Source organism: Tannerella forsythia (genome assembly GCF_003860135.1).
GTDB lineage: Bacteria > Bacteroidota > Bacteroidia > Bacteroidales > Tannerellaceae > Tannerella > Tannerella forsythia_A.
This window is the reverse complement of sequence record NZ_RQYN01000015.1, coordinates 24,742-48,674: the sequence shown is the minus strand read 5'-3', so window position 1 is coordinate 48,674 and position 23,933 is coordinate 24,742. Positions and strand designations below refer to the sequence as shown.

At 48.8% G+C, this 23,933-nt stretch carries 19 protein-coding genes; 13 read left to right on the top strand and 6 right to left on the bottom strand.

Translation table 11 applies throughout. The features are described 5' to 3' along the window. The first annotated feature begins 88 nt into the window (after window positions 1–88). The 7 genes from rpoN (at window position 89) to EII41_RS05675 (ending at window position 6,935) form a co-directional block, all read left to right on the top strand. Entirely contained in the window at window positions 89–1,546 is a 1,458-nt protein-coding gene (gene rpoN / locus EII41_RS05705) for an RNA polymerase factor sigma-54 (protein ID WP_124789788.1), read from the top strand. A gap of 80 nt (window positions 1,547–1,626) precedes the next feature. Then, window positions 1,627–2,007 (top strand): glycine cleavage system protein GcvH, encoded by a 381-nt coding sequence (gcvH, locus tag EII41_RS05700; RefSeq protein ID WP_124751042.1) that lies wholly within the window; start codon window positions 1,627–1,629, stop codon window positions 2,005–2,007. A gap of 4 nt (window positions 2,008–2,011) precedes the next feature. Next, window positions 2,012–2,518, top strand: coding sequence for a 5-(carboxyamino)imidazole ribonucleotide mutase (purE, locus tag EII41_RS05695; RefSeq protein ID WP_124789787.1), 507 nt, complete (start codon window positions 2,012–2,014; stop codon window positions 2,516–2,518). Further along, on the top strand, window positions 2,515–4,263 hold the full coding sequence (gene ispG, locus EII41_RS05690) for a (E)-4-hydroxy-3-methylbut-2-enyl-diphosphate synthase (RefSeq protein ID WP_124789786.1): 1,749 nt from the start codon (window positions 2,515–2,517) through the stop codon (window positions 4,261–4,263). The genes purE and ispG overlap by 4 nt, the downstream gene beginning before the upstream one ends. Before the next feature lie 254 nt (window positions 4,264–4,517). Next, on the top strand, window positions 4,518–4,796 hold the full coding sequence (locus EII41_RS05685) for a hypothetical protein (RefSeq protein WP_124789785.1): 279 nt from the start codon (window positions 4,518–4,520) through the stop codon (window positions 4,794–4,796). A 337-nt stretch (window positions 4,797–5,133) separates the two neighbouring features. After that, entirely contained in the window at window positions 5,134–6,552 is a 1,419-nt protein-coding gene (gene ahcY, locus EII41_RS05680) for an adenosylhomocysteinase (protein ID WP_124751045.1), read from the top strand. A gap of 119 nt (window positions 6,553–6,671) precedes the next feature. After that, window positions 6,672–6,935, top strand: coding sequence for a tetratricopeptide repeat protein (locus tag EII41_RS05675; RefSeq protein ID WP_124789784.1), 264 nt, complete (start codon window positions 6,672–6,674; stop codon window positions 6,933–6,935). 1 nt (window position 6,936) lies between these two features. Here the strand turns inward: EII41_RS05675 and EII41_RS05670 are convergent, their stop codons facing one another. Together EII41_RS05670 and EII41_RS05665 are read right to left on the bottom strand one after the other, a co-directional pair. After that, window positions 6,937–8,742 (bottom strand): TonB-dependent receptor, encoded by a 1,806-nt coding sequence (locus EII41_RS05670; RefSeq protein WP_124789783.1) that lies wholly within the window; start codon window positions 8,740–8,742, stop codon window positions 6,937–6,939. A 32-nt stretch (window positions 8,743–8,774) separates the two neighbouring features. After that, window positions 8,775–11,774, bottom strand: a complete 3,000-nt coding sequence (locus EII41_RS05665) for a tetratricopeptide repeat protein (RefSeq protein WP_124789782.1) — start codon at window positions 11,772–11,774, stop codon at window positions 8,775–8,777. Between the two features lie 312 nt (window positions 11,775–12,086). On the opposite strand from EII41_RS05665, the gene EII41_RS05660 reads away from it, so the two are divergent. Together EII41_RS05660 and EII41_RS05655 are read left to right on the top strand one after the other, a co-directional pair. Continuing rightward, window positions 12,087–14,141 (top strand): alpha-L-fucosidase, encoded by a 2,055-nt coding sequence (locus EII41_RS05660; protein WP_124789781.1) that lies wholly within the window; start codon window positions 12,087–12,089, stop codon window positions 14,139–14,141. Window positions 14,142–14,193: 52 nt separating this feature from the next. Then, entirely contained in the window at window positions 14,194–14,853 is a 660-nt protein-coding gene (locus EII41_RS05655; protein WP_124789780.1) for a MarC family protein, read from the top strand. 124 nt (window positions 14,854–14,977) lie between these two features. On the opposite strand, the gene EII41_RS05650 is transcribed toward EII41_RS05655, so the two are convergent. The 3 genes from EII41_RS05650 to EII41_RS14530 form a co-directional block, all read right to left on the bottom strand. Continuing rightward, the gene (locus EII41_RS05650) at window positions 14,978–17,326 is read right to left on the bottom strand and encodes a carboxypeptidase-like regulatory domain-containing protein (RefSeq protein WP_124789779.1); all 2,349 of its coding nucleotides are present in this window, start codon (window positions 17,324–17,326) and stop codon (window positions 14,978–14,980) included. 88 nt (window positions 17,327–17,414) lie between these two features. After that, window positions 17,415–17,546 carry a hypothetical protein gene (locus EII41_RS14535; RefSeq protein ID WP_260425494.1) on the bottom strand — a complete coding sequence of 44 codons (132 nt, stop codon included), beginning with the start codon at window positions 17,544–17,546 and terminating at the stop codon, window positions 17,415–17,417. Window positions 17,547–17,608: 62 nt separating this feature from the next. Further along, window positions 17,609–17,740, bottom strand: a complete 132-nt coding sequence (locus tag EII41_RS14530; protein ID WP_260425493.1) for a hypothetical protein — start codon at window positions 17,738–17,740, stop codon at window positions 17,609–17,611. Between the two features lie 542 nt (window positions 17,741–18,282). On the opposite strand from EII41_RS14530, the gene EII41_RS05645 reads away from it, so the two are divergent. The 4 genes from EII41_RS05645 (at window position 18,283) to EII41_RS05630 (ending at window position 23,067) form a co-directional block, all read left to right on the top strand. Beyond that, window positions 18,283–19,626, top strand: coding sequence for a sensor histidine kinase (locus EII41_RS05645; RefSeq protein WP_124789778.1), 1,344 nt, complete (start codon window positions 18,283–18,285; stop codon window positions 19,624–19,626). Continuing rightward, entirely contained in the window at window positions 19,623–20,312 is a 690-nt protein-coding gene (locus tag EII41_RS05640) for a response regulator transcription factor (RefSeq protein ID WP_124789777.1), read from the top strand. The genes EII41_RS05645 and EII41_RS05640 overlap by 4 nt, the downstream gene beginning before the upstream one ends. A 379-nt stretch (window positions 20,313–20,691) precedes the next feature. Next, complete coding sequence (locus tag EII41_RS05635; RefSeq protein ID WP_124789776.1) at window positions 20,692–22,332, top strand: fumarate hydratase; 1,641 nt, start codon at window positions 20,692–20,694, stop codon at window positions 22,330–22,332. Between the two features lie 90 nt (window positions 22,333–22,422). Further along, window positions 22,423–23,067: a carbohydrate-binding family 9-like protein gene (locus tag EII41_RS05630; RefSeq protein WP_260425492.1), complete on the top strand. Its 645-nt coding sequence runs from the start codon at window positions 22,423–22,425 to the stop codon at window positions 23,065–23,067. Between the two features lie 276 nt (window positions 23,068–23,343). Here EII41_RS05630 and EII41_RS05625 read toward each other — a convergent pair whose 3' ends face one another. Next, on the bottom strand, window positions 23,344–23,931 hold the full coding sequence (locus EII41_RS05625) for an FKBP-type peptidyl-prolyl cis-trans isomerase (protein ID WP_124789775.1): 588 nt from the start codon (window positions 23,929–23,931) through the stop codon (window positions 23,344–23,346). Window positions 23,932–23,933 lie beyond the last annotated feature (2 nt).

The window sequence follows — 23,933 nt, the reverse complement described above, 5'->3', positions numbered from 1 at the left end:
TACGCATATTTTCTGCTTTCTTCTCGCTGTTCTTTCCCTGTTTCTTTTTTTGCACTACCTTTGCACATACGTTTTCAGATGCTTTTTTATGCAGAAACAGCAGTTACAACAAAGTTTACAACAACGTCTTTCACCCCAGCAGATTCAGATTATCCGCATGCTCGAATTGCCGGCCATCGAAATGGAAGAACGCATCCGGCAGGAGCTCGAAGAAAATCCGGCGCTTGAAGAAGGACGCGACCCTTTGTCGGATGGTGAAACCGATGGTACCGAGGCGGATGAAACGATGTATGAAAGTTCGGAAAACGAGACCGATTTAACCCTTGGCGACTATCTTACCGAAGATGACATTCCGGATTACCAGCTTCGTGTGATGAACGGCACAAACGAACGACGCGAAGATATTCCCTTTTCTGCCGGCCCTTCGCTCCACGACTTTCTTGTCGAACAACTCAGTCTTCGCGATTTGACCGAGGAAGAAAAGAAAATAGGCGAATACATCATCGGGAATATTGATGACGACGGTTATTTGCGTCGCGAACTGTCTGCCATTGCGGACGACCTGATGTTTAAGGCCGGGGTAGACGTCAGCGAGTCCGATATCGAACCGACCTTGAAAGTTATTCAGGATTTCGAACCCATCGGGATCGGAGCACGCAACTTGCAGGAGTGTTTGCATATCCAACTCGAGAAAAAAGAACAGACGCCTTACACCCGTCAGGCCGCAGAAATCATTGACTATCATTTTGAGGCTTTTATTCGGAAGCATTACGACAAGATTCAGCGGGCGCTGAATATAGATGACGAAACCTTGCGAGCTGTTTTGCATGAAATAACGGCGCTCAATCCCAAGCCCGGGAACGGTTGGAACGAATCTTCCGAGAGTGCGATGAACGAAATCACACCCGATTTCATCGTCGAAAATCACAACGGTGAACTCACGCTGAGCATGAATCAGCGGGACGTGCCCGACTTGCGCATCAGCCGTGAATACAGCGATATGTTTCGGGACTATGCCGGCAATAAGACGAATCGAAGCCCGGAGATGCGCAATGCCGTTCAGTTTGTGAAACAGAAGCTTGATGCTGCACAGTGGTTTATCAATGCTGTCCGGCAACGTCAAGAGACTTTACAGCGCACCATGGAAGCGATCGTCGTCTTGCAAACCGAGTTTTTCCTCACCGGTGACGAGACGAAGCTCCGCCCCATGATTCTGAAAGACGTAGCCGAGCGTGCTGGATACGATATTTCGACGATCTCGCGCGTTAGCAACAGCAAATACGTGCAAACGAACTTCGGGATTTTCCCGCTCAAGTACTTCTTTTCCGAATCGGCTCGTAACGAGAGCGGCGAAGAAATATCCACACGCGAAATCAAACAAATTATGCGCGAAACCATCGATGCGGAAGACAAACAGAATCCTGTCACCGACGATGCGCTTTCAGTCCTGCTGAAAGAGAAAGGCTATCGATTGGCACGCCGTACCGTGGCCAAATATCGAGAACAAATGGGAATCCCCGTAGCCCGTCTGCGAAAAGAAATTTAAAACAGATTGCTCCATTACGGTTATCGGAAAGTTTTTTATCTTTGTCGCGGAATAACATTAACCCATAAAAAATTAGAATCATGAATTTCCCGACAGAATTGAAGTACACCAAGGATCATGAATGGATCCGTGTCGAGGGCGACTGCGCCTATGTAGGTATTACCGATTATGCACAGAAAGAGCTGGGCGAAATCGTTTATGTTGACATTCCCACCGAAGGCGAGCATGTGGCTCAGGAAGAGGCTTTCGGCTCTATCGAAGCCGTAAAAACCGTTTCGGACCTGTTGATGCCTGTATGTGGCGAGATTCTCGAAGTCAATTCCGAGCTCGAAGACAAACCGGAATTGATCAATGAAGATCCGTACGGCAAAGGGTGGATCGTAAAAATCAAACCGGACGACGTGAGCAAGGCCGATGCCCTGCTTTCTGCCGCCGATTACCAGAACCTTATCGGGCAATAAGCGAATGAAACCGGTTGTAAGTATCATCATGGGCAGTACGTCAGACTTGCCCGTGATGAATAAAGCGGCACAATTCCTCGACGAGATAGAGATCCCGTTCGAGATGAACGCTCTCTCGGCACACCGTACTCCCGAAGAGGTGGAACGGTTTGCCAAAAACGCCGCCGGACGCGGAATCAAAGTTATTATCGCGGCTGCCGGTATGGCGGCACACCTCTGCGGCGTGATCGCTTCGATGACAACGTTACCCGTTATCGGTGTACCCATCAATGCTTCGCTCGACGGTATGGACGCGTTATTGGCCATCGTACAAATGCCGCCCGGTATTCCTGTCGCGACAGTAGGCATCAACGGAGCACAGAACGCCGCTATTCTCGCCGTACAGATGCTTGCGCTTGGCGATGAGGAGTTGAGTTCTCGTCTGGCGGCTTATAAGGAAGACTTGAAGAAGAAGATCGTCAAGGCCAATGAAGAATTGGCCGCTGTGAAGTTCAAATATAAAACGAATTGAAACGCCGTCATACATCGGTTGTAACGATCGGGAATACTCCCCTCGGAGGAACCAACCCGATTCGCATCCAGTCCATGGCCGACGTTTCGACTATGGATACGGATGCGGCCGTAGCTCAGGCGCTCAGTATGGCCGAAGCGGGTGCCGAATACATCCGCTTCACCGCGCAAGGCGAGCGGGAGGCGCATAACCTCGGTCTCATCCGCGGCAAATTGCGCGAAAAGGGTTGCGAGACTCCGCTCGTGGCCGATATTCATTTTAATCCCAAAGCGGCCGAGGTGGCTGCCGTTCATGTCGAGAAAGTTCGAATTAATCCCGGTAACTATGTAGACGGAGTGCGTAAATTTCGAAGCGTAGACTATACGGACGAAGAATACGCAGCCGAGCTTCAAAAGATACGCGACCGTTTCGTTCCGTTTCTCCATCTCTGTCGCGAGCATGGCACGGCGATCCGCATCGGGGTGAATCACGGCTCTCTTTCCGACCGTATCATGAATCGTTACGGCGATACGCCCGAAGGCATGGTGGCTTCGTGTATGGAGTTTCTACGTCTTTGTAAAGAAGAGGATTTTCAGGATGTCGTACTTTCCGTCAAGGCTTCGAATACGGTCGTTATGGTGCGTACCGTACGACTGCTCGTGCGCACGATGGAAGAAGAAGACATGCATTATCCGTTGCATTTGGGGGTGACCGAGGCCGGTAATGATGAAGACGGACGCATCAAAAGCGCCACAGGCATCGGAGCGCTGCTGACCGACGGCATTGGCGATACCATCCGCGTATCGCTTAGCGAGCCTCCCGAAGCCGAAATACCCGTCGCGCGTAAGCTGGTGCGTCATATCGAGGCTTGCAGGGAGACCGAATTCACCGGTATGCCTTCGACCTATCAAGGCACGGCCACGGATTATACGCGGGTGACGGACGCCGTCGAAATCATCGGGGGAGAACATCTTCCTGTCGTTATTTCATGCCGGAAACCGGATGATGTCGCGATTTCATCGACCGATCGGCCGGATTATCTTCGGATATCTTCCGAAGTGAACGAAACACAACTCTACCGTACAGGCGAGACTTCGACGCCGAGTCATGCCCGTTTCATAGAGGTGACCATCGCCGATCTGACTCCTGCGTTTGTGGAAGAAATCAAGGGAAAGGGAAGAGATACGGCTGTCTTAGTTTTAAAGAATCTGTCGGCCGACGGGGTCAACGAGACGCGTGCAGCCGTTCTGCGTCTTAAAGAAGCGCAATGTCAAACACCGCTGATCCTGCATCGTCATTACAATGAGACCGATCTCGAAAGTCTTCAGATCAAAGCGGCGGCCGATCTCGGTGTACTGCTTCTCGATGGAATTGGCAACGGCATTATGATTACAAGCGATGGATTCGATGCTTCGGTGACCGATCGCCTTGCTTTCGGTATCTTGCAAGCCGCGCGTGCCCGAATCAGCCGAACGGAATACATTTCATGTCCCGGGTGTGGACGGACACTCTACAACCTGCAAACAACCATCGCCCGTATCAAGGCGGCGACTTCGCACTTAACGGGGCTGAAGATCGGGATCATGGGCTGCATCGTCAATGGCCCCGGCGAAATGGCCGATGCGGATTACGGCTATGTCGGCGCGGGACGTGGCCGGATCAGTCTGTATAAAGGGAAAACGTGTGTGCGGAAGAATATTCCCGAAGAAGAAGCCGTAGAGCAATTACTCAAGTTGATTGCCGAAAACGAACAGCGTATTGATTGATAGCATCTCTCACCGGAAGAGATGCTTTTTTTTTTCGACAGCTTACAATACGGTGCTCCCTCTCTTTGTACTTTTTCGGTGTATGCTCCGTAAGACAATGTATGAAAAACAAAAACGAACGAGGCATTGACTAATAGTCAAAGTGCCGAAAACAGAAAAAAAGTGACCATTGACTATAAGTCAAAGTGTCGAAAACAAAAAAAAGTGACCATTGACTAATGGTCAAAGTGTCGAAAATGAAAAAAAAGTGTCCATTGACTATTAGTCAAAGTGTCGAAAACAAAAAAAGTGGGTCATTGACTAATGGTCAAAGTGCCGAAAACAAAAAAAAGTACACATTGACTATAGGTCAAAGTGTCGAAAACAAAAAAAGTGGGTCATTGACTAATAGTCAAAGTGCCGAAAACAGAAAAAAAGTGACCATTGACTATAGTCAAAGTGCCGAACTCATGTTTAGCCCGAATTCCGCAATAGAACAAAGAAGAATGAATTTAATTCAGGCTTTCAGCCCTTGTATGCCCTGCCGGCGTTGAGGTGTTGAAATGTTTATTTGTTGAGTTGTTTGCTGTGTAGTGTTTGCCCGCGATGGCGTGGATATGGACATCCCCCCTGTCCCCCCTTCGAAGGGGGGAAAAGCGAAGCGAAGAAGGAATGCCCGGTACACACCGAACCATGTACCCGGCATAACAATTGACAACTGACAATTAACCATCGACAATTCATTTGTCATTCCGAACGCAGGGAGGAATCTCACCCGGAAAAGGAAAGAGAAGAGCGAGATTCATCGCTCGCGCTCTGAATGACAAAAGAGGTGAAAAGTTATATCCGAAATTTTCATACCTTTGCGCCATAAAATCATACAAGAAAGTTATGGCAAAGGAAACAACGAACACGCTGCCCTATAAAGTGGCAGACATTACACTGGCAGATTTCGGACGTAAGGAAATCGAAATCGCCGAACACGAAATGCCGGGGCTGATGGCGCTGCGCAAAAAGTATGCGGATAAGAAACCGCTTCAAGGAGCACGCATCACCGGATCGCTGCACATGACCATTCAGACAGCCGTTCTGATCGAGACACTCGTAGACCTGGGCGCCGACGTGCGCTGGGCAAGTTGCAACATTTTTTCTACGCAAGACCATGCGGCGGCAGCTATCGCCAAGGCCGGTGTGCCTGTATTCGCGTGGAAAGGCGAAACGCTTGAAGAATACTGGTGGTGTACCGATCAGGCGCTGCGTTTCCCCGACGGCAAAGGGCCGAACCTTATCGTCGACGACGGAGGAGACGCTTCACTGCTCTTCCATCAGGGATATGCGGCCGAAAACGATCCCCGGATTCTTAAACGCAAAGCCGCCAATCACGAGGAACAGGTGATTCTCAATCTCCTCGAAAGCATCCATAAGGAAGACCCGCAACGCTGGCATAACATGCTCAAAGAGATGAAAGGCGTATCGGAAGAAACGACGACGGGTGTACATCGTCTTTATCAGATGATGGAGCGCGGCGAACTGCTCGTGCCTGCCATCAACGTAAACGATTCGGTAACGAAATCGAAGTTCGACAATCTGTACGGCTGCCGCGAATCGTTGGCCGACGGGATTAAGCGCGCTACCGATGTGATGATTGCCGGTAAGGTCGTGGTCGTAGCCGGCTACGGCGATGTGGGTAAAGGCTGTGCCCATTCGATGCGTTCGTACGGCGCCCGCGTGATCGTGACGGAAATCGACCCTATCTGTGCGCTTCAGGCTTCGATGGAAGGTTTTGAAGTGACGACGATGGAAGAAGGCGTAAAAGAAGGCGATATCTTCGTGACGACGACCGGCAACTGCGATGTCATCACCATCGATCACATGAAGGCGATGAAAGATCAGGCAATCGTCTGCAACATCGGACACTTCGACAATGAGATTCAAGTCGAGAAACTGGTGACGTTCCCGAATATCAAGCATCAGAACATCAAACCGCAAGTCGATAAGTATACGTTTCCCGACGGACATTCGATCTTCCTGCTGGCCGAAGGTCGCCTCGTCAACCTCGGCTGTGCGACGGGACATCCCTCGTTCGTGATGAGCAATTCGTTTACGAACCAGACGTTGGCGCAGATCGATCTCTGGCAGAAGAAGTACGAAGTAGGCGTTTATTGTCTGCCGAAGCATCTCGACGAAGAAGTGGCTCGGCTGCACCTCGAGCGGGTCGGTGTCAAACTCACGAAACTTACCCAAAAACAAGCCGACTATATCGGCGTTCCGGTAAACGGGCCGTTCAAGTCGGACATCTACCGGTATTGATACACGCGAACGGCGCTGTTCCTCTAAAAAGGCAGCGCCGTTCTTGTATACCTGCGATTCGGACGATTTTTGCGGCAGGGGAGCCTCGTTGTTCGCAAACAAGTCCCTATCTTTGCCGTATGAACGAGATAAAACAACTGATTCACGAAGGGCAAACAACCGAAGCTATCCGCCGGCTCGATGCCTATCTGACCGACCATCCCGAGTCGGACGAGGCTTTCTTTTTGCGTGGCAATGCGTATCGTAAGCAGGGCAACAGCCGCGAAGCGTTAAATAACTATTTGGCGGCAATGGAGCTGAACCCTGACAGTCCTGCCCATCGCGCCTATCAGAGCGAGATCGAAATCCTCGACTTCTTCGATAAGAATCTGTATAATCAGTGAATCAGAAATTGATGTTGACACCTGCCAGCGCATGAAGCTGCTGCGTCGGGTAGCCGTACCACAACTCCTGTTGCCGGTTCAGCATATTGTTCACTTTCACATACGCCCCGAACGTATCGTTGAGGTTGTACGTCGCCGTAAAATTGAGATCGTTAATATTCGTCAGCTTGATTTCCCGGGCATGGAACAGCGTATACCGATTGGCTCCTAAATAATATCCGAGAGCCAGCGTTAGCGGACGGATGGGGCGGATGGCAAGGTCGGCATGGACTTCCAACTCCGGGCGTCCGTAAGCCTTTTTGTAGCCATTCTCCTTGCCCGAAAGCCATGTGTTTCCGTCTCCGTCGCGCAACGACCAGTTATGATATACGCCTTTGATCGAGGCATCAAACCATTTCTGATAAGCGTATTTAAACGACGCACCGACGCGGAACAGCGATGCATCCGGCTGATAGGCGAGGCTGTAGTTCCCAAAATCGTGCTTGGCACCGATATAATTGGCCGGCACGAAGAACACCTCGTTCTCCGTGATCTTGAAACCTCCGAAAAACTCCATCCATACATTCGGAACGACTCCTGTCCGGATTCCCGCCTCCAGATCGAGCCACGTACGCGACGGTTTCACCATCAGCGCGTGGTCGGTATAACGGTTCAGGCGCGAGATCGAGAGCGCGTCATTCACCCCGATTTCGCCTCCGGCACGTACATAACACACCGTCTTGTCCGCAATCTTTCCTTCGGCCGAGATGTTGGGCGATAAGAAAAGTTTGGACGAGTCGCCGGTGATAAGCATCACGTTAGCTCCTAATTGTAATTTCCAGTTAGCGTCTTCGTAACGGTAATAAGGCGTCACCGTGATTTGAGCATGGTTCTGATAACCGAGCGAATCACCGCCTGTCTTGCTTGAGGGATACGCATACTTGAAGTAGTCCATTTTGCCGGCAAGACCTACCCGCTGGTTGCTATGGCTGAAACGTGAGCTAAAGCCCAGTTGCAGGGTGAATCGATTTTCACGTATGCCATCCACGTCGACGGTACGTCCGTATTTTTGTCCGAAGCGTTGATATTCTATGTTGAGCAGATAACCCAGCAAAGCGTCTTCCCTCGATCGGATGCCGGCATACGCGTTCATGGTTTGATTCGCCTGATTCTTGTTCCGATCGACAGAATGACTTTGCGGTAGCAGGATGTGGTTCGTCTGTTGGAGTCGATAGAGCGAATCTAACGGGAAGCCGTAGTAATTAAAGGCCGTATAACCGTATTTTCCGCCAAGGCGCAACGTCCCGAAGTTGAAATGATGATGGAAATGTACGCCGCCGAGGTTATCATTGAGTTTGGCTTGTTGTTTGATGCCGCTTCCGTCATAGTCCTTGAGCTTGCTATTCGTCGAACGGTGAGAGAAGAAGATATTCAACAAATCCGTCTCGTTATGTAAGATATGATAGCCTAAATCTCCTTCCACATTCATATTCATCCCTGTGCCCAGACGAAGATATCCGCGACGTTTATTGTAAGGGATGGCCGTCATGATCTTACCCGACGGAAGTACGACGATCTCTTTTTCCGGATCGACAGGGAGGGTGAACGGTGAGTATTCGATGGAATGCTTCGTTATTTTCGGATCTTTCACGTCGGGGAGGCGGTTGACCTTATTGGCATCCTGTACAGTCGGGTCGTATTCGCGTTCGAGCGTCATTTCACGGTTCAACTTCGTTTCCTTTTCCTGAGCCTGAAGCATAAGGCCGCTGCCCAATAAAACAAGGGTGATATATATCTGTATCCGGTTTTTCGTTCTCATCTTTTTCATTCTTTTATTGACATTTCGACTATCTCTTTCCTTTATTTCAGTTTGGCAAGCCGCTCGGTAATCATTCCGGCGATGTCGTCATTTCCTTTGTAATTCTTTTGCAGACTGGTGAGGTATTGACGTGCCTGAAATTTATCTCCTTTCCGAACATATACGTCAGAGAGCAACACGAATCCGCGTGCAAGCCAATAACGGTGTGTCGTACCTTTCTCGATGAAGTTCAGCAATTCCTTTTCGGCTTTGTCCATCTCGTTTCCGTCGTAATAAGACTGAGCCAATAAATATTTAGCCTCGGCTCCGTAGACCGTACGCGTATCTTTACTCAATGCTTGCAGATCGATCCGGGCTTTATTCTCTTCGCCCAAGCTGAGATACGATTGAGCACGCAAGTAACGCGCTTCGGCCTCTACTTCGGGTTTGAGCTTCGTGCTTTTCAGCAGTTCTTCGGCTGCCAGCAAAGCTTCGGCCTGTTGTCCTGTCTGCCGCGCACAGCGCATGATGCCCAGTCTGGCCGCCTCACGGTTATGAGTCGTTTCTGCGATGGCGGCCAGCCATTTGAAGCTCTTGATCGCCTCAGTGCAATCTTTTTGCAGGTATTCCGTTTCGGCCTTACGCGCCACCGACTCTTCAAGAAACTTCGTATTTCCACTCTCGGCAACAGCCGTATATCTTGTTCTCGCTTCGTCGTAATTTTTCTGGCTGAAAGCAATTTGAGCCAGATAATAATTCGCATTGGGGCTGAAGGCTCCACGCGGGAATTGTTGCAAATAATTGTTCAAACTCCGGCGGGCTCCCTCATTATCGCCACGCATAAAGAGTTTTTCGGCAGCAAAATACGTTAAAGAATCCTGCTCGCTCGTATCGAAACGGGTCGATGTATTGCCAAGCGAGTTGACATAACTCGCATACGATGCCACATCGTTCATATCCACATACACAGACTTCAAATCCTGTAGGGCGGTCTTGGCTTCTTCGCTACCGGGATAATCGCCGATCACTTTCTTATAAGCTTCGATCGCTTTCTGGGGTTGGTTGTCGTTGAAATACAAAAGGCCGAGTTGCAAGCCGGCCTTGCGTGCCAGACTGCTTTGCGGGAAGCGTTGCTGCAGTTCGTTGAAGGCGTTGGCCGCCAAGTCGTAATTTTCTGTCAGTACATACGATCGCCCTTTTTCATATAAGGCATCGTCTACATAGTCCGATTCGGGATACTCACGAATCACACGGTCCATCAGGTTGATCTTTCCTTTGTAGTCTTTCTGCAATCCCAGAAGGAATCCTTTCTGATAAAGCGCATAATCTCCACTCGAAGGTTGAAGCGATGCGGCGCGTGTGTATTGTTCTTCGGCCGAAGTGAATTGACGGCTGTGAAACAAGCAGTCACCGATACGGTTGTACGCGTCGGCCAGCGATACCGCCGACGTGTTTTTTTCGAGACCGACATACTGCCGGAAAGCCGACAAGGCCGACTCATAGTTCTTCTGCTTGAAATAGCAATATCCCAAATTATAATGTGCAAGCGCATAAGCATCGGAGGCACGGTCAGTCGTATTGGCTGCGAAGGCATGGAAATCGGAAGCGGCCTCGCTGAAATTATGCTGACGGTAATAAGCCTCTCCGCGCCAAAAGTAGGCGTCGCTGTAGGCTTCCTTATCGTAATTGCCTAAGGCAACGGCACGGTTCAAATAGTCGATTGCCTTTTCGGGCTGTTGATTCGTAAATGCTTGCGTACCCAGTCGGAATAATACGTTTTGACGCGCGGCTTGAATCTTAGCACCCGGTTGCCGGATTTTATCGATCGATGCCAAAGCCGCCTCATAATTCTTTGTGGTAAGATAGACTTCGCTCAAATAGTCATTGACTTTATCCGTGTATTTCGAATCCGGAAAGCGATTTAAAAAGTCTTCGAAAATAGTTACCGACTCTCCAAACCCCGAAAATGACGTCTCATGAATCAGCAACGCATAGTTATACATGGCTGTTTCCTGCACCTGTTTGTCGAATTCGGATGTCGTGGCCATCTCAAAAGCCATGCGCGCGTTATTTTTATCATTCGTCTTGAGGTAAGATTGTCCCAAATAGAGGTAGGCATTTTGTGTCAGAGCATCTTCTTCATCGATGGCTTCGGTCAATGCTTCGATAGCCTGATCATAATTGCCTTGATTATAGTGGCAGACTCCTAAAATATACATGTCGCCACGAAGTACGGAATCCGTATGAGCCACATATTTCTCCAGCCGGTCAATCGCTTTCGATGGTTCGCCGTTCTGATAGTATGCATTTCCCAATAACCGGTATATCTCCGAATTATTCGCGCTATTCGGGTAAGCCCGCAAGAGCTCTTCACCATCTGCGATGACCCGGTCATAACGATTCTCGATGTAATGAATCTGTGTAATGTAATAAAGAGCCTGTTCGCGATAAGTCAGATTATTTTTCAGTCGGTTAAATCCGGTCAAGGCTTTTTCATAGTTGCCTGTGGCATAATCGATATAAGCCAGATAATAAGAAGCCGCTTCTTTGTATGTCTTTCCGACCTGCTGGATGCGGGCGAAGTAGTTCCGTGCCGTGCGCAGGTCGTTCGTCTGCAATAACGCGTAAGCCATACGGAACGCGTAAGCCTCTTGCTGCTCTTCGCTCAGATAATCGATTTCCGATTGACTGAACCATTTGATGGCCTCCTGATATTTTTCCTGTGCGAAGTAAGCCGAGCCAAGCATAAAACATACTTCGTCTTTATGACGCGTATCCGAATAAGTGGTCAGATAATTTTCGAGCATTTCCACGACCTTCGGATGACCTTGCTCAAAAGCAACACAAGTCAACATAAAGTCTGCTTCCTGAATTCGATCATGATCCGTCGATTTTGCTTTATAGGCAGTCAATTTATCGAAACAGCCGGGATAATTCTGCAAACGAAACAGTTCTTTTCCCTCGTGAAATAACCGCTCGGACGACTCGAATTGATGTGTACGCTGACCATACATCAGGCAGCATCCTGTCATCAAATACAGTAAGATAACAATTTTCTTCATACGTTTCTAATGGCTAATGGCTTACATTATTATTTGCGCAAAGATAGCCATCCTTTCCCGAAAACCGGACTAATTTCTGTTATTTTATTGTAATTATCGTACGGTAGAGGTCGCCCTTTGCGCTATTGATGACGCTCGTGCAACAAGGGACATCCGTAATATCATTTGTTGAAAGAGGGTTTCGGAAGAATCTCTTTTCTTCGTCGCCCTTTGATTCTTCCGAAAAAGCACGTAGAAGCGTTAAAAGAAGCATCCTTTTCAAAAAAAGTCATACCTTTGTGGAAGAATTAGTCATGATCAACAAATTTAGCGATGAATATAAAAAAACTTCTTGTCCTCGGTTACATGACAGCGACATGGTGTGCATGTGATCACGGCGTTACGGAAGCTCCGGCACCCATTTTACCGACTCCGACGCCCGAACAGGTGGCCTGGCATAAAACGGAAATGTACGCTTTCGTTCATTTCGGGCTCAACACGTTCAACGATCTGGAATGGGGCTATGGCGACACGCCCGCGTCGACATTCAACCCTGAAAATTTGGATTGCGACCAATGGGCGCGCATCATCAAGGCCGCCGGATTCAAAGGAATTGTCATTACGACGAAGCATCATGACGGTTTTTGCCTCTGGCCGACGGAAACCACGGAATACAGCGTGAAAAATTCGCCATGGAAAGACGGCAAGGGCGATGTGGTACGTGATCTTTCCGAAGCATGTAAGAAATACGACCTGAAGTTTGGCGTTTATCTCTCGCCATGGGATCGGAATCATGCCGAATACGGTCGTCCGGGATACGTTGAAACCTATCACGACCAGATACGTGAATTATCATCGAACTATGGCCCACTCTTTGAATTCTGGTTCGACGGGGCGAATGGCGGCGATGGCTGGTATGGCGGAGCCAATGAGAAACGTTCGATCGATGCGGTGACGTATTACAACTACGAGAAGGCGCGTGAAATCATCAAAGAGAAACATCCCGATGCGATGATCTTCGGCGGGACAGTGCCCGATATTCGGTGGATCGGCAATGAAAGCGGATGGGCCGGAGATACGCAATGGAGCATCTTCGGAACAGAGCCGGAGCACAATTATCATTACAAACAGAGCCAATGGGGTGATGAGCACGGATCGAAGTGGCTCGGTGGCGAAGTAGATGTGTCGATACGCCCGGGATGGTTCTATCATGCCAGCGAAGATCATCAGGTGCGTACGCTCTCGCAGATGGTCGATTACTATTATCGCAGCGTGGGACATAACGCGAATCTGATTCTGAACTTCCCTATCTCTCTGCGCGGGACGATTCATCCTTTCGACTCGGCACGGGTGATGGAATGGGCCGAAACGATTCGCAACGATTTGAAAGAAAATCTGCTTGCTCAAGCTACGGTGAAAGCCTCGGCCGAGCGGGGAAGCAAGTACGCCGCCAAAAAGGTGCTTGACGGAGACTGGGATACTTACTGGGCTACGGCAGACGGCGAAGTAAGTGGCGATCTGACCTTCTCTTTCTCGGAACCGACGGCTCTGAATCGCTTCCTGATTCAGGAATATATTCCGTTGGGGCAGCGGGTTCGCTCGTTCGTTATCGAAGCCGAGCACGAAGGTCAGTGGGCGCCTGTCGAGGCGTATGATTCTACGACAACGGTCGGTTATAAGCGTATCGTCCGTTTCCAGACCGTGACCTCAAAACAGTTCCGAATACGTTTTCTGGATGCTCGTGGCCCGCTCTGTATTAATAACGTGGAAGCCTTTTTGGCGCCGGCCCTGATGGTTGAGCCGCGTATCGTTCGCAACGAGAAAGATGAGGTAAAGATTCTGCCGGGCGATAAAAACTCGGTAGTTTATTACACAACGGACGACTCACAGCCTACCCTCGAGTCGACGCGTTACGATCAACCATTCTCATTCGCACAAAAAGGACGAATCAAAGCGGCCTGCTATGATGAAACCTTCCGGAAATGGAGCCCGGTTACTACGGCAGAACTCGATCTCCCCGCGTCGTCTTATGAAATAGCGGATGATCAAATCGTTTCGCTTTATGATGGAGACGGAACGACGCTTTATACTTTGCCGAAAGGTGAGACCTCGCTAACCATCGCGCTGAAAGAAAAGAAGAGAATAGCCGGGTTCCGCTATTTACCGAATCAGCGACGCAATGCCGATGGACATATTTCGTCTTATCAGGTCTTTGTCGATGGGAAAGCTGTCGCCCAAGGGGAGTTCTCCAATATCCGCAACAATCCGGTCATGCAGGAAGTACGGTTTACCCAGCCGGTCGAAGGGAGAACGCTTCGCCTTGAGGCAAAGAGTATCGTTCTGAATCCGCCCGTAAGAATCGGCGACTTCTCCCTGATTACAGAATAACAACATGAGAATAGAAAAACGTTTTTTCCAGCCATATAAATAATTCATAAGAATGGACTCAGGACTTTTGCCTTTTGCTTTACTCTGTTTCACCTCTTTCTTTACACTGACGAACCCGTTAGGAACGATGCCCGTCTTCCTGACCATGACAAACGGTATGACCGAGAAGGAACGCCGCGCCATTGTGCGCCGCGCCACCATCGTCGCCTTTCTCACCCTGATGGTCTTCATTTTTTCCGGTCAGTTTTTATTCAAATTCTTCGGAATTTCGACGAATGGCTTTCGCATCGCCGGAGGAGTGATTATCTTCAAAATCGGATTCGATATGTTGCAGGCGCGTTATACTTCGCTCCGCCTGAAAGATGAGGAAATCAAAACATACGCCAACGACATCTCCATTACGCCGCTCGGCATCCCGATGCTCTGCGGGCCGGGAGCGATTGCCAATGCCATCGTTCTGATGCAGGACGCGCATACCATCGAGATGAAAGGCGTGTTAATCGGAATCGTAGCCCTCATCTATCTCTTCGCTTTTTTCATGCTCAGCGCCTCAACTCGTCTTGTTAAAGTGCTCGGAGAAACAGGGAATAACGTCATGATGCGTCTGATGGGCTTGATTCTGATGGTGATTGCCGTCGAATGCTTCGTCAGCGGGGCCCAACCGATTCTGATCGATATCTTAAAGGAAGGGGGCTTTCCTTCTCATCTTTGAGCAGAAATAAGGGTAATGAATGGGATGAAATCGTCAGGTACTTTCATCTGATTGTCCGGTGAGATATCGTCATCTCCCCGCGCACGGATCATGAATAGATCTATTGATCGGTCTCTTATTTTTTTCAGAAGTTGATCTTACAACCGGCATTAAGTCTGAAAGAAGCCTCGGTGCGCAGATTGTCGGGGACGTAACCTTTTGTTTTATAATCATAGCCCAAAAAGATCGACAGACGATTCTGCTTTGTATAGCGATTATACAACAGCCGATATTCAAGTTCCTGCCCTATACGAAAACCGCTTCTGAACGTCCGGTCGTAAAATCTCAGGTTAGCAGGTTGCAACCAGTAATCGATGTTGGATGTGAGATGCAGGTGTCGGTTCAATGAGACGTCGTATAGTTTATAGCCCAGCCCCCAACCCGTTTTCTCATGATTCACATATTTTCGTACGAATACGCCGTGCAATTGGCGCTTGTATGATAACCATATATTCTGCTCCATCTGTTCGCCGAAAGGAGTGCGGAGATAGCCCAAACTGAACGAGCCTTGCCAATGTCTGCCGAGGGGTATTCTACTGACTCCGAAGAGTGGTAACGAGCACAAGTTAAGCCATGAAAGATAGGACGATCGCCGCAAATAACGCTGTGCTTCATCTGACAGTGACGAGCGGGTAATGTGTGCGGAGAATGGAGTCTCCGGTTCAAACAGGTACTTCACCCAACTTTTATTTACATCGACAATCAAAGGAGTTTCGGATTCATTGTGCTTTTCGACTACGATATCTTTGAGCGGTGTCCACGAAACGGAATACATCCGATTATAAAGCAGATCGAGAGAATAGTATCGGAGGTAATCGAGGAGATTGTTCCGATCTCGCGTATCGACACGTACGATTTCCTCCTCCTGCATTCGCGCTTTAACATACCGGTATTCGCTACGCACAGTATGCAAACGCATAAAATCTGTATAATCCTCTGTCTTCAAACGATCCATCTGAGAAACAGGAACACCGTAATGGTATGAACGGCCGAACGAATTAAATGCAAAAGGATGGTAGCGCATCTTTAGACCTTTGCCTGAGAGAAGCTGCTGCTCGACAGCAATCTCTTCCCATGGGGCGATGATGGAATAATGAAGTGCGGCAGAGAGGGCTAGCCCCACATACAGATTGCCTGTTCTATGTTGGAATGTATAATTGGCAAGTTGATTAATCGATGTAGCATTCCGTGCCAATAGATGCATATCGTTGGGAAACTGAGTCGATACGGACAGCGTCAGATTTGGGCTATAGAGCCTTTTATATACCGTTTCTCCGGCCTTCGATGTGGAAGCGTCACCGGATACGAGTTGTCGGGAAGCATATCCGGCCATCTTATGCTGCATAGATCGATCGGGCAAGGTTTGGTTATGAGCCTTCCAGAAAGCCGTATCCTCTTCGGCGAGAGGAGTCGAATGAAGAATCTCATTCTCTTCATCACGAATAAAAACTCCTTGAATATCTTCAGGACGGAATGTCCGATTCATTTCTGTCAGCACCCATTCGGCCGAGACTTTCATATCGCTTTCCGCTCCCCGATCCATATTATACATATAACTGGATGTTAGAAAATAAAGGCTGTCCATCTTCTTATATTGCGTAATATGTCGCTTTTGGCCATCGCTTAACTCCACACGCACAAAGGCCAAGTCGTCCGTATCGATATAAAACCGCCCGACAGTGCTCCTTCTATTTTTCGCATCTTTATTCAGTTCTACTACATACACGCTTCGGTTGTCATAACTGCTGAAAGGTCCGTAAGTCAACTGATTTTTACGACTAACTTCCCGCTGATCGTTCAATACTTTCACATAGTCGAAAAGTCCCATACCGCTGATACGTCGGCGTCCTTTGTCGAAATTGAAATTGCGATTTCGAACTAAGAACGTCCGATCCTTCGCCTTTCGCCGGTACGATTTGATCTGCTCTATGGCTGCTTCTTCGGCATACAACAGCGAGTCGGTTGCCGGGTCATTTATCTTGGCACGATAAAATATGTTTGTCAGAAATTCGGTTTGCGGATAGTTTTGCGGGATTTTCTCGATCGCTTTTTGTAACAGCTCGCGAGCCGAAAGATTCGTAACGATGACTTCGTTCAGTGGTACATCGGCGGGAACTAATCGAATGGACAAAGTAAACCTGTTCTGCGCTATGGGTATGGCCTGCGTTTCGTACCCGATACACGATGCGGTCAGCGTATCGCGTGTTTCGGGCAGCCGAAGTCGGAATTGCCCGTCGGAGTTCGTGACGGTTCCTCTTTTTGCCTGTTTGAAGAAAAGGTTCACATTCGGAAGCGGCCGGTTATGCTCATCTACGACGCTTCCCGTAATGGCCGAACGAGCTTGACCGTACAGCAACGTCGGCACGACGAAAAGCACCCAAAGAACAGTCTGTAATCTTCTGGAAAAGATGGTGGTAAATACACGTGAAGCCATACATCAGGACAATAAAACAAGAAGCAAAACACGTCGCGTCTTGCTTCTTTTAAGCATTCATAAATCTTTATCGGTTATAATATACCGATTATAACATATTCATGCAGAAATCCATGCCGGCTTTAAAAGCTTCGACACTCTCAGGTAAGTTGCTGATGATATCGTACAACACCCATACCCCAAGGATAATCAAGACCGTTTTCCAAGTTGTTTTTTTCATGTTCTAAATTAAAGCTTTATAGTTCTACTTAAAAAATCATTCAGAGGGACTACGCGAAGCTTTTACCCCGCAGCTAAAGCTTGTCCGAATTGGTATGCTATTTCGCCGGTCACATAAATGATAATGGACAGGCAGAACAAAATCACGAGTGCCTTATCCGCATTCGTCTCTTTTCTAAAAATACACTGTTTCATCCGTTCCTTTTTTATTGTTAGACATTTATTATTGACACAAAATTAAAAAAAAGATTTCAACGATCTCGCTCTGCAATACGTTTTTTTTGATATGGTATTTATTACGTCATCATAACACACATCAACCATCTGTTTATATATCCACGAACATGCTTAAAATCAATAGGACCAGCGAACATGCCAATAATGGATATTTCATCTTTTTATTCTTGCATGGTATAGCTAATGTAAGAAGACATGCACCAATCACTATAAGTATCATCATTATATGTATTTCGTTTTCTACGCTCACAATCGAATCATTTCCGATTCATATCGCAAAAATAAAACGGTTTTTTACGTCGCTATGTTAACGCTACGTTATTTTTACGTTAATGTTTCAGGGTGGAACGAAAACGTTTCAGTCGACTTCCTTATTTGTCTCATGGCGACATAAGGTTTCTCATCATTAGGGGCCGGTTGTTTTTTTTCCGCCTGAAAAATTTGTTCGATTGAAAAGATGTTTTATATCTTTGTAACATCTTTATTTATGCCATGATATCATGAATACAAGAAACCCTAAGATTGTAACAGCGGCATCGTTACTTGTACTGCTTAGCCTGCAAACGGTGTGGTCGGTTTATACGTATCGGACATTGTACACTCATCTAGAAAAAACGTATAATGAAACAATAGAAACAGCCGTACATAGGGATGTAATCACTCGGTTGGAAAGTGGAAGACTTCCGGAAGGGGCGAGGATTGTTGGTGGAGGATTAAAAGAAAATGGAAGAGAAGATTTCATCCCAGTTCAGGAAGCTCTTATCAAGTATAATATTCCCGTTTCACTGACACAGTTCGATTCGATTTACCAAACTTTTCTGATTGCCGAGAATATCCATACAAAAACGATTATCGACAAAATCAATCTGCGTACGGGCGAAGTATTGGAGAGCACCGACCCCACGTTTCGCGCATGGTGGGGCACGGTCGAGACGGAGCCTGCGCTCCTCCGCCGAGACAGTACCGAAGCACTTCGCGCCGTTATCGTTTCACCTCACAGGAACGTCCTCAATCGGCTGGGGTTGCTTCTGTTCGGTTCCTTGATCTCCATGATTTTTATCGTATGGGGGATTGCCTATCAGATTAAAATCATCATCACCCAAAACCGGATCGCCCAATTACGCAGAACTTTCTCGAACGCGATGGTGCATGACATGAAAACGCCGCTGAATACCATCCTGATGGGAACGAGAATTCTGAGCAGCGGTAAGATCGATCACGATACGGAGAAGAAAAAGAAACATTTCGACATCATAGAAGATAAATGTCATCATTTGCTTTCGTTGAGTGATAAAGTTTTGACGCTTGCGAAAATAGAAGAAGACAAACTGATCCTCGACCGTACCGAGGTACCCTTGAAGCCGATGATCGAAGAGCTGGCACGCAACCTCTCGATCCGTACGGACAAAAAGATTACGTTCGAAGTACATTGTCCGGAAACGGAGCAAGTCTATGCCGATCCGGTACATTTGCGTGAAATCATCAGCAATCTGATCGACAACGCCGTCAAATATTCCGGCGACTCCGTACATATCGATCTATCGTGCCGGACCACTCCGAACGAGACCAGAATCAGCGTTTCGGACAACGGATTCGGCATCCCGCTAAAAGATCAGGCGCTGATTTTCGAAAAATTCGAACGCGCCTCGGCCGCCAACAAACGCTCGCTGCGCGGAGGAGCGACCGGCTTCGGACTGGGACTGACCTACGTGCAGCAAGTCATGCAGGCGCACGGCGGAAGCGTAGAAGTAGAGAGCATCGAAGGACAAGGCAGTGAATTTACGCTGATCTTCCCCCACCTGATGCAAGAAATATCCTTTCAATTAACCCCCGAAACAGCATGATTAAACTCCTACTGATCGAAGACGATGCCCAACTGCTCTACATGGTGCGCAGCGGATTGGAAGATATGATTGGCGGCTACGAAGTCCTCACGGCCGTGAACGGTCAAGAGGGCTTGCGGCAATGGAAAGAACAGACGCCGGATATCATCGTCTCCGATATCGAAATGCCCGTGATGAACGGCTTCGAAATGGTCTCGAAAATTCGCCAGACAGACGGCCGGACACCGATTATTTTCGCTTCGGGACTCCTTTCGCCCAAAGATTTGACATACGGCTATCAGGTCGGCGCCAATAATTACATCAAGAAACCGTACATCCCGGAAGAACTTGACGCGCACATCCGGGCGATGCTCAGGACACGGAACAGCGAACGGACCAAAGATACCACATCACAGTTTACGCTGGGCAGCTTCCGGTTCGACGCGTCGAAATCGGAACTGCATGACAAGGACGGAAAAACGATTTCGCTCAGCCCGCGCGAAACACAGATCCTGCAACTCTTATGCGAGCACCGGAACGAAACCGTCAGACGCGAAGCCATTCTCGAACGATTCTGGCCCGAAGCCGATTATTTCACTTCGCGCAGTCTGGACGTATTCGTTACACGATTGCGCAACTATTTCGTCGGAGACGAACGCGTTTCCATCGTAACCGTGCGAGGCGTCGGACTCAAATTGACGTACTGACGGCAAGCGAAAACATGACAAAATGTCCGATTCTACCCCGTTGTTGTACAACAATGCTATTCAAACAGCTGTTTTTGCCCCGTTGTTGCACAACAATGACCCCTAAACAGCTGTTTTACCCTCGTTGTTGTACAACAATGACCCCTAAACAGCAGTTTTTGACCCGTTGTTGTGCAACAATGGCAGTTAAACAGCGTGTTTGACCCTGTTGTTGTACAACAACGAGGTTTTTCGCCCCTAAATCACCGGGTAACGACGGCCAGAAGCCAACGGCCGAAAATATCGCGGCTAACCGTTCTCCATTCTCAATCTTATATGTATCTTTGTGGGCAGGAAATTTATTGATGTCGATTTAACGTAAAAATCAGAGCATAAAATTATGGCAACAACACCTGAATTCAAGTATCAGCCGCCGTTCCCGCTGGGAGAAGACACGACGGAGTATTATCTGCTGACGAAAGACCATGTTTCGGTCAGCGAGTTTGAAGGACATCCGATCCTCAAGATCGAGCCCGAAGCATTGACCCTTTTGGCCAATCAGGCTTTTCGTGACGTATCGTTTCTGTTACGGCGCGAACACAACGAGCAGGTCGCGAAAATCTTAACCGATCCCGAAGCGAGCGATAACGACAAGTTCGTTGCCCTGACCTTCCTGCGCAACGCCGAAGTGTCGTGTAAAGGACAACTCCCGCTTTGTCAGGATACGGGAACAGCCATCATCCACGGCGAAAAAGGGCAACAGGTATGGACGGGCTTTTGCGACGAAGAAGCGCTCTCGAAAGGCGTCTTCAAAACGTATACGGAAGAAAACCTCCGCTATTCGCAGAATGCTCCCCTGACCATGTACGACGAGGTGAATACGAAATGCAACCTGCCCGCGCAAATCGATATCGAAGCGACCGAAGGGATGGAATATCATTTCCTCTGCGTCACCAAAGGAGGAGGCTCGGCGAATAAGACCTACCTGTATCAGGAAACGAAAGCCTTGCTGAATCCGGACACGCTCGTACCTTTCCTCGTCGAAAAGATGAAGACGCTCGGTACGGCTGCCTGTCCGCCTTACCATATCGCGTTCGTCATCGGCGGAACATCGGCCGAGAAGAACCTTCTGACCGTCAAACTCGCTTCGACGCATTACTACGACAATCTCCCGACAACGGGCAACGAAGGCGGCCGCGCCTTCCGCGATATCGAGCTGGAGAAGAAAGTCCTCGAAGAAGCGTACAAATTCGGTCTCGGCGCGCAGTTCGGCGGTAAATATTTCGCTCACGATATTCGCATCATCCGTTTGCCGCGTCACGGCGCGTCGTGCCCTGTGGGAATGGGCGTTTCGTGCTCGGCCGACCGCAACATCAAGGCCAAGATCAATAAAGACGGTATCTGGATCGAGAAACTCGACGATAATCCCGGACGCCTCATCCCCGAATCGCTGCGTCAGGCCGGCGAAGGCAACGCGGTGAAAATCGACCTGAACCGTCCGATGGCTGAAATCCTCGAGCAGCTCGATAAGTACCCCGTTTCGACACGCCTGTCGCTTTCCGGCACCATCATTGTCGGGCGAGATATCGCGCACGCCAAGCTCAAAGAACGTATCGACAAGGGAGAAGGGCTGCCGCAGTATATCAAAGATCATCCGATCTACTACGCCGGACCGGCGAAGACGCCCAAGGGCATGTCGTCCGGTTCGTTCGGCCCGACGACGGCCGGACGTATGGACTCGTACGTCGATCTTTTCCAGTCTCACGGCGGAAGCATGGTGATGATCGCCAAAGGAAACCGCAGTCAGCAGGTGACCGACGCCTGCAAGAAATACGGGGGCTTCTACCTTGGCAGTATCGGCGGACCGGCTGCCGTGCTCGCGCTCGAAAGCATCAAGAAGGTCGAATGTCTCGAATATCCCGAACTCGGCATGGAAGCGATCTGGAGAATCGAAGTCGAAGATTTCCCGGCGTTTATTCTCGTCGATAATAAAGGCAATGATTTCTTCAAGCAATTGAAACCTTCTTGCGCCTGCAAATAACAAACATTTAACAAGAGAGGGAGTGGGTCTGCGTTCGCGCGTCATTCCCTCTTTTTTCATATCATAACACACATCTCACGAAACTACATCATGATGAAAACATTGAAAGTGCCGTATTGCCCCGAATTGGACGGCATGGATTTGAAGAGCGCAACGGCTGCGATGGAAACAATCGCCTTACGCCAAAGCATCGACACGATCAATTGGCCCGAATTTCCGTACAAACCGATCGTGGCGTTCGATATCGCACGTGGCGACAAAGAATTGTATCTCCATTACTTCGTGCGTGGTTTATCGCTCCGGGCTGTAGCCGGTCAGGACGGCCAACACGTACATCCCGACAGCTGCGTCGAGTTTTTTGTGCGTCGTAATGACGACTCACTCTATACGAATTTCGAATTTAACTGTATCGGCACGTGTCTGGCAGCACGGGGAGCAGGACGCCATGGTCGCACCCCGTTCACCGATAACGAATACCGCAAGATACGCCGTTATACGACCGTAGAAAGGCAGACCTTTGAAGAAAAGAAAGGAATCTATGCGTGGGAGGTGACGGTCGCTATTCCCTTTGATTTGATGGGCCTTGACGCTTTATATTTGCCGCAAAATATGCGGGCAAACTTCTACAAATGCGCCGACAGTACGGAAAACCCGCATTTCGTGACATGGAGCCCGATAGATCTACCGTCGCCGGACTATCATTGTCCCGAACACTTCGGGGAGTTGCGCTTTTAGCCACCAATTACACGATACACTGTTCGGCGTTTGCCATTATTTAATTGTCAATTGTCAGTTGTCAATGGTTATTTTCCGGGTATATGATTCGGCGGGTATCACGCTTTCCCCTTTGAAGGGATGACATCCCCCTTTGCTCCACTCTTCCCCCTTTGAAGGGGGGTAGGGGGATGTTCACCGGCCAACAACTCAACAAATAAACATTTCAACAACTCAACGCCCGCAGGGCATACAAGGGCTGAAAGCCCGAATTCAATGTGGGGTGAAGCGAAATTCCTACTGGATGACTTCCACGACTTCGATTTCGAAGACGAGTGTCGAATAAGCCGGAATAAGATGGAGCGGAGCGGAACCGATTGTCAAGGCCGACGCTTTACTCTTTCCTCCGCCTAACTGATAGGGGATCCAGATCTCCCATTTATCGCCTTGCGTCATCTTCTGCAAAGCAGCCTGTATCCCTTTAAGCGAAACGGTGAGGCCATTTTTTTTCGAAACGAGCTCGGACACCTTTAGCTCTGCCGGTATACCATCTTCCGCGAGCCATTTCTGAAATACCATGCCTTTTGTGATACCATACTCCTTCGAGTCGGCCGCAAACCACCCTTTCGAATACACCGTCGCAGTGCTGGTGTAAAAAATTTGCTTTGTGCCGGTTCCTTTTTTAAGAACTCTGTAATATATACTCCCTTCGTTGCCGGGCGACTTGAACTCGGTATACGCCGGATTATTTTTAACCGCATTGAACGCTTGCTCATTGGCGAGCTTCCATACCTGATCGGTCTTATCATCGTCCTTTTTGTCACAGCTTACCGCGGCGAACAGCACCGCAAATATCGTGATCAGACAGAAAATGTTTTTCTTCATTT